This is a genomic window from Companilactobacillus sp. FL22-3, assembly GCF_054881455.1.
In genome coordinates this window covers 1-12,675 of record NZ_JBTYYZ010000002.1, presented here as the reverse complement: position 1 = coordinate 12,675, position 12,675 = coordinate 1, and the positions used below count along the sequence as shown (strand labels likewise).

Below are 12,675 nucleotides of genomic sequence, written 5' to 3'. Positions count from 1 at the left end.
CTAGAGAATTCTACTTATTTAAGTCTTCACGAACGAGTGGCATACTCATGCAACGAGGGCCCCCACGACCACGTGATAATTCACTTGAAACAGTCTCCAATACCTTTAAGCCATGCTTTCTAAGGATTTCATTTGAGACGTAGTTTCTATCATAAGTAACAACAACACCTGGGGCAATTGCCAAGGTATTTGAACCATCGTTCCATTGTTCTCTAGGCGCGATGATTGGATCTGCATTACCTGTTGGGATCAAATCAAGATCGTCCAAGCCTAATTCTTTCTTCAAGACAGCTTTAAGATCTTGGTTGTGTTCGTATGTTAGTTCGCCATCTTTACCTGGATGAATTGTCCAAGTATCGATCTTGCCACCTTCACCAAGGATTCCTGGATGAACTGTAAATTGATCGTAATTGATCATTGTAAAGACAGTATCCAAATGCATCATAGCGTGGTTATGTGGAATCTTGATAGCAATAACAGTATCGTAATTGCTGTCTTTGAATAAGTTACGGGAAATATCTTCAATAGCTGTTGCTGATGTTCTTTGAGAAACACCAATAGCTAGAACATGATCACTAAGAACTAATTCGTCTCCACCTTCGATACGATGTGTGTGGTTTCTGTCGCGCCATACATGAAGTCCCTTATTAGCAAAACGTGGGTGATAATCAATAATTGCTTCCATAAACATTGATTCACGTTGTCTTGCAGCAAAGGTCATATGGTTAATGCTCAATCCATCACCAATTGAAGCAGCCGGGTCTCTAGTGAAATAGAGGTTTGGCATTGGATCCATGAAGAATGGATAATCCTCATCTTCAGCAGCACTAACTAGATCTGTTGGTTTGAAATCTAGATCGTTTTTACGAACACCGATCATCAATTGATTTACTAAAGCTTTAGAATCAAGACTCATCAAAAATTCTTTCAATGCATCATGATCTGCACCCTTAGCATAGTCGGATTCGCGAAGCATCTTTTCAACGAAGGCATCTTTGATATTGCCAGCGTCGATTGCTTCAGCAGCGAGATCTTCAAGATAAAGGACTTCGGTTCCGTTATCTCTTAGAATGTTTGCAAAATTGTCATGTTCCTTTTGAGCAATTGGTAAGTATGGGATGTCATCGAACAATAGTCGGGGCATTGTATCGGGGGTAATGTTTTCAACTTCCTGTCCGGGACGTTTCAACATTACTACATCCAATTTTCCAATTTCTGAAGTAACATGGATTGGCTTTGTCATAAAAAATCACTCCTTATTTTGAATTCCGTTACCAACACCCACTATATCTGACAGCCCTTACATTTGCAAGCGTTTCCAGTAAATTATTCCATTCTGAAATATTTTTTAATTTTATAAATTGTCATGATTGCTGCTATATTTGACAAGGACTAGCGCCAATTAAAATTTTTTTAATCTAAAATAAATTTTAAAAACTGCAATTTCCACCACTAAATTTTATAAATTATTTTCTGAAATAATAATTATTATAAAATATTGTTCAAAATAAAGATCATGAAATGCCTAAAAATAGTTGATAAATATTTAAAGAAACAAAAATCCCCAATAACTTCAGTGTTATCGAGGATTAAAGTTAAATTATCAGTAGTTAAAAATTATCGTTCTATAATCTCATTCTTATCCGAATTTTGATCACAAAAAGAGCCTAGGAAAAGTTCCTAAGCTCTTTCAAATTTCTATTTTCCATTCTTTTGAACAGCCTTAACAGCTTGTTTATGTGTACCGTTATATAATTTCCACTTCTTGCCATCAGGAGATTTGATTGTTGTCTTGCCAACTTTAACGAAGTTCCATTCAAAATCAGGCTCTTTGATAATTCTGAAACCATCAATCTTGAACTTCTTTGGATCCTTCTTGTTAAGAACTAACTTAGCCTTCTTGAAATCAGTAATAGCCTTTTGTGAACCACTCTTGCTTACACGAACGAATTGAACCGTCTTATGATCTTTACCAGTAAAGAAAGTAATGTACTCGTCCTTGTTATCACTACTTACACCAACGTAATCATGATTTTTGATTTCGTCTTTTGTAACTTTCTTAGCAGAATGTTGTTCAACTTGTTTCGTACTGTTTGTATTTGAGCAACCAGTAGCAACAGTTGCAAAACCACCCATCAATGAAACAGCAGCCAAAAAAGTAACCAATGTCTTTTTCATTCTAATCTTCTCCTTGAAGCATTTTATTGATAGAAATCTATCATCAACTCTGATTTTATGGTAATGAAAACCAAAAATCAATTTATATTGTAAATTCTACGTGTAAATTTAAATATTCTTTATCTTTTCGACAAAAAATATTGTATAATATAAGGGTTGTCAAATGCGAACTTAGTTTAATGGTAAAATACCAGCTTCCCAAGCTAGTGTCGCGAGTTCGATTCTCGTAGTTCGCTTTATTGGATTTTGATACGTTTCGATAAGCTCTGAAGCATTGATAAATCAATGTTTTTATTTTTAAAAGTTACGATGTATCACAGATAGTTATGAAAAAAGTGTGTCACGAAAAAAATATAGTAAGAGCATAAATATATAATCGCCAGTCTGAAATGACTAGCGATTTTTTCGTACCTAAATAAAAAGACTCCTACTCTAAAGACAATCAGAGTAGGAGCTATTTTTTATACATTGGGTGTTCATCTAATATCTTTCTTTCAACTTCAAACCTGGCGGTTTTAGCTTTTTCAAGCATTTTTAAAACTTCCTAAAAATGTCTTAACATGATTAATTTTTATTTCAGCATTATATTTCTTTCTTTGCTTTCTGAACCACACACCTGTAACGCCAGTTATGTTTCTTTTAGACTGTTTAATTTTGGTACTGTCAATTCTTCCGACCGCCACATCATCAATGTAGAACTTGTCTTTAAGAGATTTCAGCGCCAACTTTGTGTGAGCACCACAAGACGTTCTTACACCCCTAGTCAAAGCACTAGAAATAACCTTGGTTGTGTTACCACAATCGCACTTGCAAAGCCACCTGCTGTTATTTCTACTATCATAAGGGAGCTTACTTAAAGCGGTCAAGTATCCAAATTTTTGACCAGTTAGATCTATGAGACTGCTTTTTTTAACGTAATGAGTTTTTTCCTTAGGACGAAGTTTTTCTAATGCTTCTTGTCTAAACTTATAAGCATAGTTAAAATTATCAAAAGTATCCAAGTGATGATACTTACCATTTATAGAAATTATAGCCTGATATTTATAGCCATTTTTCCTTTTGATTTTTTTGATTCATGTAGTACTCTTTTTAGAATTATTAACCATTAAAATCACCATTCATTTTCAATTATAATAAAAGGGTCCTTACACATGAGAATATCTATGATTAATTTTTTAGCGTAAGAACAATTTAGTTATTCTCTGAATAATCCTTAATATCATCAGTAATGGCCTCTTTTGTTTCTTTAAGATCATCGAAATATGTTAGTTACACCATCATCCTCGTTTACCAATACATCGTAATTCTTAGCTCTTACTTCATCAAATTTAACATCATTTTTATGTCCTCCTTTTCTTTTTTATCTTATCTCTTAACAGCCATTATTAATGTACTACACGTAGTGCAAAAGCAATACAATTTTATAATTCTTCTAATCTTTTTTTCATGACATCTTTTAACATTTCTATATCCTCTTTAGTAGCTTTATTTTTAATAAAACTTTTAGCACTAGAGCGGGATCTTAAATAACTTGCTCGTTCTTTGTTTTTTTCATCCCACTTTTTATTAGCTTTTATTCTTGCTTCTGATAATTTTCCAGTCATAAAATTCTCCTTTTAAAATATCTCTACTAGCTTAGTAACTATTGAGATAATAGTTGTTATTATTAATATAACTAACCTACACTTATTAATTTATACTTATCTTTTTTCATTTTAATTTTATGAAAAGCGTGTTAAAGTTTGGGTACATAAAGAAAAGGGGCAATCTTAATATTCAAAAGCTTTGACATTATTGAAAGTAGCTTATCAATTACATCTAGGACAACTGCTAGGATGGCTAGACGTTTTACTACTTCCTTTGAATCAGAGCTTTTTTGTGTTTATCTTTCACTTCCTTACCTGCTTTCCATACTTATCATATTACACTACACGTAGTTTGAAGCCGATGCTTTTTAGACAAAATATAAAAGCTCTCACCAATTAGAGTGAGAACCATTTTAAAATATTTAGAATTATCTATTCTTGCAGTTCTATTATTTTCACAAAAAAATGATTAAAAAACAAAAAGGTAAATTTAAAGGATTCCCATTTACATTCAATTGAAAATAATTACTACCTAAAATTGCAAAAGAACATGACTCCAACAAAATGTCAGAACCATGTCCTTCGATAAACTATTTACATTTTTATATTGATGATTGTTTCATTAAGCGGTCTTTAGTTTACTGACGGCTTCTTCGATTGTTTTACCGTCTGCAAAAACATGTGTGTTTTTATCTTCAACGGTAAACAACTGAGACTTTGTATTTAACGATACACGATATTCCATTTGTTTACCTCCATTATTTATTTCTTTATACCTTGTCAACAGATAATAAATGAAATTATATGCTTTAAAAATTAAAATGCAAGCCCTTTCTTTTTAATTTTTCTGCAAAAAGACAATTTTTATAGTGGCAAATAACTTCAATCCTAGATATAATGAAGTACATAGTATAAGGAGAAGATGCAAAATGAAGAACATGTCCAAAAAAGAATATCCGTCGTGGAACCCTCGTAAATGGGGGCATAATACAGTAGAGTTTAGAAAGCCAGACAAATGGTACGAATGGTCGGCCATTCTGGATGTTATCTTTTTTGCGATTTTTTTACTTATCATCACACATTAAAAAAACTAGACACATCGTCTAGTCATACATATCTTGAGAGTCTAAAATAATTAGCTGCTCTCAATCATTTAAAATAAATACCCGCTGATTCTAAAAAGTCAGCGGGTATTTATTTTGGGCTAAAAAGTCTTACATATCAAATTAGACATCATATTGTGTCTCATGGATTCCTGCATTCATCAAATCATACGGTGTTTTCATCGAATCATCCCATGAAGCAATTCCTATCACCATTGAAATGGCCATCGTATTGAGTGAGACTTCTGCTCGAACATTCTTTTCAAAGCCAGCTTTGATTCGATCGGTCGCAATGGTAGCTCCTTTTTTATCAGTATACAAAAGAATGGCCCAGGTAGGATCTTCGTTATTTAACAAGTAAGTTATATCGTTGGTCCGGGTCTGTTCCTTGATCGTATCAGTAGTTAGTTTTAGAAGCGTCTTCAACTGATTAGAACTCATCATTCTTCTTAAATCGTTGAAATAGCGAATTTTTATAATCGCTGTCGTAACCGGTATTTCAAAACGACGATTAGTTTCAGCAAACACTGCGATATCCTCTATATAAGCAACTGTCGTCCGTAGGTTAGTTTGTTCATCAAAGGCCCCACGTTCGATCAGTGCTGTACGAAGTTCCCCATTCGACTTCTGCAGTGCAACACTATTTTTGACCATCAGATACAAGGATGACGATAAAAAGATAGGCATCAACAGCCAAAAACTCATTTGCCAAGGAATTTCATAGGTTTTAGTAACGAACTGATAAGTCATAATGATGACTTGAATGCCGATAAAAACAATATTTGAAATTAAGCTGGGTAAAATCCCATAAAAATATGTGATCATCAACAAAAAAACAGTACAACATAAATAGATGACATTTAAGAGTAAATTACCTGATAAAACCATAAAAACTGCAGTGGCGCCAAAAAGTGCGATAAAAACTAGCAAACCGATATCTTGTAATAACGAATCTTTTTCATCGCGGTTATTTTTCATCTTTATGACCGCCTCCATTCAAATGTGCTTGTTTTCTTGCAGTGAAGATCACGCCAATGATTATCATAATGACAATTAAACTAGCTATTCCCAGATATAAAATCAGCTGTGAATTCTTGGCGAATTTACGTTGGTTGTCTAATGATTGATCAATAGCCTTATTCTTCTTAAAACGATAGCCAAAATGATTGTTATTCATATCAACTACGATTGCATCACCATTATATTGTTGAATGTTCTTTTGAAAATTGATTTGTGTCGATGCCAAGTATACATCCTTTGAAGAACTACCTGTAACGACTAGTAAACCTTTTTTATCGTTATAAGGTGAACGTAGTAACTGATTCGTACCAATATTTTTACCGTAATTATCTTCAATACTCAATTTTTCATTTGAAACAAGTCGTTGATAATCACTGGAATACTTAAAATACAACTTCGAATTCAACCGCTTGATCATGGGATTATTTTGCGGTGTACCAATGACAATCACATTGTCATTTTTTAATACTTGTTGACTGGGCAGCTGGTTGTAAAACTGTATATCTCCCGTATTACTCTTAGAAAAGTTTCCTATCAAGTTAAAAATATTGGTTAACGTTTTAAAATCATTATAATCGATTGTTTTAGGCGTTATAACGGCAATGTTATCATAAGTCTCATTGTTAATAAATAAGGTTGGATAATTTGTAAAGAGCAAATCATTGCTTCTTTGCGAACGAACCAACATTTTTGAGGCTGGCATAACTTGAGCCCACGGGGTATTACTATTATCAGAAGTATTGCTACCTGACATCTCCAAATCAAAGGACACCCGTACAGTAAAACTACTCCCTAAAGAAAGGTTTCGTGGTACGTCTAAAGTCAAACTGTCATTGTCCGCTTTAGCACGACTCAATTTCTTACTCCCTACAACTGTGTTATTAACATAAACTGTTACTAAAGAGCGATTGAAGTTGAGATTCTTACTATAATTAAATGAAAGTTTAATCTTCGAGCCATCGGCATTGGCACGGTCATTAGGCAATTGGACTAAATAACTTGTCTCTTTATGACCTGCACCCTCTACTCGATCTGTAGAATTTGTTAAAATATGAGTTCCATCGTCATGTAACGATGAGCTAAAGGTATCGGTGTTGGCATTAATAAACTCTTGAGCCTGATCAGACTCTTTCATCAATTCCTCATTAGCAACAAAACGGGCGGCTTTTTTCAACAGACTTGCCCGTTTGGACGTCACGATTAAATAATGCTTATTGTCATTGTAATAAGTCTTAATTATCGCTTGATCAGTCACATCGTTTGCAGCAACTTGTTTCTTTAAATCTGCTGGCAATTGGTCATACTTGGCAATAACCATTAAATAATCGTTAGCTTGAGCTTTCATTTCACTAATTGGAACAACTTGAATTTGATCATTTTCTGTAGTGATGATACGAGATTGGCCGGATAGAGCAATCATGCTGGCAGTTAATTCATCAGTGCTAGGATTATTGCTTGTAACGATACGAGATCTCTGATAAGCAATCGTGTCCTGACCTGTGAAATGACTGTAGAATGAATTTACTTTATTCTCAGCTTCCTTAAGTTGATAATCAAAATTGATATTCGAAGCTTGACCGATAGTAAGCCAATTAGCCGGTGTTTGTTGTAATTGATAGTTCTTGTCGCTAGTTTGATTCAAGATTTGACCACTGATCGTCAACTGATTACTGCCACTGACCAAATTAACTGGAATATCAATTTTTTCAGTCTGAAAACCTGACTTATTCTGCGGACGGAACGAATAAAACTTCACTCCATTGATTGCAACGGTAATATCAGATGTTTGTTGATTAGCTAACTGTGAAACTTGATAGTTAAGATTAAAGGTAACTTTTTTCAAGTCCCAGTAATCCATTTTTGTAAAGTACATATTTGACTCGACTGATTTTCCAGATAGAGTCGTGGTCGTGTTTTGAAATTGTTGGGTATAGGTCTGATTATCAGCTGCTTGAACAGGTACAGCTTGAAAGCTTAAGATAACCAACATCATTCCAGCTATGAAAAAAGTAATCCAACTATTTATAACGCTTTGTTTTATACCATTTTGCTTGTTGATGAAAGACTTGTTCACGGATATACCCCACCATTCCATAAGCGGCTACTGCTAGCCACATTTGACTATAAACTAAATACATAAAGACGATTAACAATAAATTACTAAAAGTCAGTTCTCCTCGTTCGGTTGTAATCGTCACGAAAGTACTGATGACAAACATTAAAACTGCAAATAGCCACAAATAATTACTGAAACCTTGCAGATTAGAATGCACGACTCCCGCGACTGATAAAATGAAAACTGAATCAGACAAGATCAATGATGTCATCAATAAGAAATATATCGTTAGGAAATACAACAGATCGAAACGAATATAACGGCCCTTTTTTTGAAAGAGCAATTTAGCATTTTTAATAATGACATAAATATTTCCCTTGACCCAACGAGTTCGCTGGTGAAACCAAACATCTAAAGTCTGAGGTTCTTGTTCCCAAGTAACTGCCCGCGGTTGAAACTTGATTCGATAACCCATCTGATAGACTCGAAAACTAATTTCAGTATCCTCAGCTAAAGCTTTAACATCCCAGCCTCCAACTTTTTCAATCACACTGCGACGAATGACATAGTTAGTCCCTGGAATTGTACAGAGATGGAATAATTGTTGCCGCCCTGCTTGGGCCATCCACTGAAATGATAAGGTCTCAATATTGATGAAACGGGTCAATAACGAAGCATTCTTATTTCTAGTCCGAAACTTGCCAATTACAGCGGCCAATCGATCATCAGACAACAATTCCGCTACTAAAATTCGCAAGGCTTGGTGTTCCGGTGTATTGTCGGCATCGTAAATCGAAATTAGACTGCCCTTTGCTTTAGTTAAACCAATATTCAAGGCATTGGATTTACCCTTTCCACCAGTGACCTTATCAGTATTGATTACCTTCAGGCGGGTATGACCAAATTGTTCCTGTAAATTCTTCAAGAGTTCGGCTGAATTATCACTTGAATTATCATTGATGACAATCACTTCGTAACGATCCTGTGGATAATCAAAACTTAACAGCGACAAAACGGTTTTAACAATTACAATTCCCTCATTATGTGCTGGTACTAAAATCGAGACAAACGGAACATCCTTACCAAGCTTAGGATCAGGCTGATTAACATGCCTTAGATACCACGTGTAGCCAGCAACGGTCAAAATTAAATTAACAACCAAAGTTCCCCATATGGAAACCACGGCAATCATCAAGAAAAAATCTAAGACTGAAATAAAAATCCCCCCTATTTACGTTTAAATCGATTCCAATAAATTCTTTGCCCAATGTAGATAAATACAGCTAAAATTACCGTTATGATACCAAAGAAGATGGCTAAAATACCACCTTGGATCTTAAAATATTTACTAAAGAGTGTCTTTTGCTGACCATCTGAAAATGACTTTCCAAAAACATTATTCGAAGTTTGAATCTCTTCACTAGCACCATTTGCAAAATAGTCTCCGTGTCGAAACTGCAGAATAGTAGTATCGGTTTTGATGGTCGTTTGCAGATTATCCTCGACGGGATCAAACCAAGTCAACGATTGATCCTCAATACTGTTTTCGATACGCTCAAGCTTTTCTTGAGAGTCAGGCATTACATAAGTTAATGCTGTTGGCACAAGAAAACGTGTAGCGTTATTACGTTTTACACCATTTAACGAATCAGCCGACATAGCGAAGAAACTTTCTTTCGCAATTCCCGCATTCTGATCCTTTTTTACATGTGTGACAGTACTAGCATTGGGTAATAACAGCCAATGATCGGCCAACTCTAACGAATGAGTCCGCAAAATCTTATCCTGATTCCAAAAGCCGCTGCTACTTATACCCACTGGGAAAACTTGATGTCTAGCCAAACTGACTAAATAAGTGGACATATTATCGGACAACAATGTTCCGGTATTATCAGCATCGCTAGTTACTTTAGGTGTCTGTAAAAAAATGACCCCACCGCGATTTTCAACGTTACGTAACGCCGCTGTGAAGCGACTAAAGGCTTTCATTTCAGTATTTTTGCTCACAGAAACTGTACTGATAGCGAAAGGAATATCGTGATCATAAAAGAAACGGCTCAATTGCTCCAACAATTTCAAATCGCTATAAGGTGTGACATCAGTAATTGTCAACAGTGGTTTAAACGTTTCTTGTTTACCTATCAATTTGGCTATCAGTTGTATTTCCGTCAATAATCCTAAACCGTCGGTCGAGAAGAACGGCAAATAAGCATTCTTGCCATTAATATATCCAAAGGGATACTCTTTTTGATTAGCTTCTTGTGTCGAAAGGATTCCGACAACATTTTTATCCTTTGAATCAACATTCACTACATCCAAGCTCTTTGTATAATGCAGTAATTGTTCTTGATTGGTATTCTTCAAAATAAATTGTTGTTGGTATAATTTATCAACTTTTACACCTAACTGATTGATCTCGTCTTGACTGAGATTCTGACCGATATGCAGTTTTAAACCATTATAATGCTGCCGGTCTTTAACAAATTGTTGATTTATCAGATTGGCCTTGGCCCAATTAATTAAAGTAATTACCGCAATGTAACGCTGACTTAGCATGCCAGTTTTATATTGCGACTGGGAAATAGTTTTGACGTGTAAATTCATCCCGCTTAAAACTCGCTGAAGCGTATCAATCTTCTCTTGACCATTTTCAGTTGTATTCAAAGAATCATAAACCAACAATACCGAATTATTTGCCTTATCAGTTGACGCTGCTTTGACATCTAAGGTTTGGCCGAACAGTGGCAGACACAACAATGCTAATAAACATAGCTTCCAAAGTTTATTCACCTCGGTCCACCTCCCTTATTTCAGTATTCCAAAGGGTATGATTCATAATATCAGAGACAAAAATCAAGGCTGCAATATTCAAGCTGACTGGAATCAAGAAAAGATGTTTAGCTAAGTCAGCATCACCATCTCCTACGATTGAAACAATCGGCACAAAGACAACGATCGTCATCAAGCCGAATATTAAAAAGAAGCGTAAGATTCCTAAATGTCGTTTAGATTTCAAGTCTAAATAAAACCCTACCGCATACACCGCAATAAATCCTACGGCCAGCAAACAGTCAAAAGCAAACTTCCCTGGGAAAAAAGCGGCCATAAACGAACTGTACAGTGTAAAGTACTTAGTCTGTTCTCCTGGTTTATGACCAGAATTTTTTACAAAATCACCAACTGCCCTTGGCTGGACTGCCGTGACATCAGCTGCAGCGACATCAAGCAAATTATTAAATTGTTTTAAATTACCTGCATAATAACGGATGGTTCAACCAAATCCGGTCTTATCAATCAGATGTTTTTTAACATATTTACTACTTGGATCAAGGGTCGTGTAGGCTTTTGCATAGTAATTTTCATTTCTCATCAATGCAAACTGGCCGTCTACTCCACCTTTTTCAATTTTCTTGGTCGGATCACCAGTCTCTAAAAGTACTCCGTGAGAAAAGGTCTGAAAGGAATTTGCTCCAACAATTTCTGAACCAATTGACTCATAAATACCAATTCCTGCTAACATCACGACGGTGATCCCTAATCCGACAGCTAATTTTCTAGCTTTAAACTTCGGTAGGAACATTAATCCTACGGCAACGACGATAAAGCTCAAAGCCAAGGGTGCATTCTGCTGCTTATTAGTAATCAAGAGTACCGTACTGACAAAGAATAAACTGATCATCGTCCATTTCTTTTGATAGACATCGCGAGCTAAAGAAATAATTGCTGCACAGAGATAAAGCATGCAGATCAACATCCCTGGCTCAGCAAAGAAAGAGTTAAAGTACAAGGTATATGCTGAGTCGGCAAAGATGAAGACAATCAACAAACCTAATACATAACTACTTATCTTTCTAAAAGGATGCACTAAGGCCTTCGTCAATAAATAAATTCCGCCTAAATAAAATAGATAATAGACCAATCCCATGAAACGAATATCAAAAATCGTCCGACTATAAAATAGTTTATTTAAAAATAAAGCAATTTGGATAAAAATTGACTGTGATGATAAAACTGAGACTTGATTTTCATTAAAGTATTGCATAATGCCAAATTTAGGTATGACATAATCGCTATACTGACTATAACTTGTATGCAATCGGTAGATTCCATTGCTAAGTATTGACCGGTAAAAATCGCCATTATCAGCCAAGCCGTTAATTGGAGGGACAAAGAGCAAGATACCACTAATAATGGCGGCTAAAATCACTGCTAACAAAGCTGGTGAGACTCTGTTAGTAAATTTTTTGATTGAACGAGCAAAAAAATGTTTCATCTCTTTGCCTCAATACTTTGCTGCCAATAAGGCAGTCAAATTATTATATGAATAAGCGAGTTGTTGTCGTTTTATCCCAATTCCACCATAAATTGGCGACGACTCGTCTCCTACTTGATATTTCCAAACTAAATCCATCGCTTTGCGATACATCGTTGGATCTTTTTCAGTTGCAAAAATCATTGCCGCCACTGCATAACTACCAGCGGACTGATTTTTATCAATAACATTACCGTTAACAGAATAAATATTATAAAGCGTCTTGTTATTTACTTGCCGCTTTAACCAGTTCACTGTGACTTTTTTAGCTTCGCCGATCTCTGACAAATGTAAAATGGTTTCCAAAGCTTCAGAAGTATTCAAATTTTGATTGCTATAAGTTTTACTCTGCCAATTGTAACTCGCTGCATACAGTGGAAAGGCATCACCTAAAAAGCCATGTTTCACCACTGCTTTTTG

General features: G+C 35.3%; 9 protein-coding genes, 1 tRNA gene and 2 pseudogenes. 1 reads left to right on the top strand and 11 read right to left on the bottom strand.

Going from position 1 to position 12,675, the window contains the following annotated elements; genetic code table 11:
- Window positions 1–10: 10 nt before the first annotated feature.
- Both arcA and ACYT32_RS02025 read right to left on the bottom strand, forming a co-directional pair.
- Complete coding sequence (gene arcA, locus ACYT32_RS02030; RefSeq protein ID WP_395264181.1) at window positions 11–1,243, bottom strand: arginine deiminase; 1,233 nt, start codon at window positions 1,241–1,243, stop codon at window positions 11–13.
- Window positions 1,244–1,698: 455 nt separating this feature from the next.
- On the bottom strand, window positions 1,699–2,178 hold the full coding sequence (locus ACYT32_RS02025; protein ID WP_395264180.1) for a hypothetical protein: 480 nt from the start codon (window positions 2,176–2,178) through the stop codon (window positions 1,699–1,701).
- A 165-nt stretch (window positions 2,179–2,343) separates the two neighbouring features.
- Between ACYT32_RS02025 and ACYT32_RS02020 the strand changes: the two genes are divergently transcribed.
- Window positions 2,344–2,414 (top strand) — tRNA-Gly (locus ACYT32_RS02020).
- 288 nt (window positions 2,415–2,702) lie between these two features.
- Here ACYT32_RS02020 and ACYT32_RS02015 read toward each other — a convergent pair.
- The 9 genes and pseudogenes from ACYT32_RS02015 to ACYT32_RS01975 all read right to left on the bottom strand — a co-directional run.
- Complete coding sequence (locus ACYT32_RS02015) at window positions 2,703–3,179, bottom strand: hypothetical protein (protein WP_395264179.1); 477 nt, start codon at window positions 3,177–3,179, stop codon at window positions 2,703–2,705.
- 420 nt (window positions 3,180–3,599) lie between these two features.
- A complete protein-coding gene (locus tag ACYT32_RS02010) occupies window positions 3,600–3,782 on the bottom strand; it encodes a hypothetical protein (protein WP_395264178.1) in 183 nt (60 codons plus the stop codon).
- 604 nt (window positions 3,783–4,386) lie between these two features.
- Window positions 4,387–4,509, bottom strand: coding sequence for a hypothetical protein (locus tag ACYT32_RS02005; RefSeq protein WP_395264177.1), 123 nt, complete (start codon window positions 4,507–4,509; stop codon window positions 4,387–4,389).
- 481 nt (window positions 4,510–4,990) lie between these two features.
- Complete coding sequence (locus ACYT32_RS02000) at window positions 4,991–5,845, bottom strand: GGDEF domain-containing protein (protein ID WP_395264176.1); 855 nt, start codon at window positions 5,843–5,845, stop codon at window positions 4,991–4,993.
- Window positions 5,835–7,877 (bottom strand): cellulose biosynthesis cyclic di-GMP-binding regulatory protein BcsB, encoded by a 2,043-nt coding sequence (locus ACYT32_RS01995; protein WP_395264467.1) that lies wholly within the window; start codon window positions 7,875–7,877, stop codon window positions 5,835–5,837. Before ACYT32_RS01995 ends, ACYT32_RS02000 begins: the two co-directional genes overlap by 11 nt.
- A gap of 28 nt (window positions 7,878–7,905) precedes the next feature.
- Window positions 7,906–9,135, bottom strand: coding sequence for a glycosyltransferase family 2 protein (locus tag ACYT32_RS01990; protein WP_395264466.1), 1,230 nt, complete (start codon window positions 9,133–9,135; stop codon window positions 7,906–7,908).
- 35 nt (window positions 9,136–9,170) lie between these two features.
- Window positions 9,171–10,733 carry a hypothetical protein gene (locus tag ACYT32_RS01985; RefSeq protein ID WP_395264175.1) on the bottom strand — a complete coding sequence of 521 codons (1,563 nt, stop codon included), beginning with the start codon at window positions 10,731–10,733 and terminating at the stop codon, window positions 9,171–9,173.
- Window positions 10,726–12,216 (bottom strand): annotated as a pseudogene (gene wsfD / locus ACYT32_RS01980) (glycan biosynthesis hexose transferase WsfD). The gene ACYT32_RS01985 and the pseudogene wsfD overlap by 8 nt, the downstream one beginning before the upstream one ends.
- 9 nt (window positions 12,217–12,225) lie before the next feature.
- A pseudogene (locus ACYT32_RS01975) lies at window positions 12,226–12,675 on the bottom strand (hypothetical protein); the annotation flags it as partial.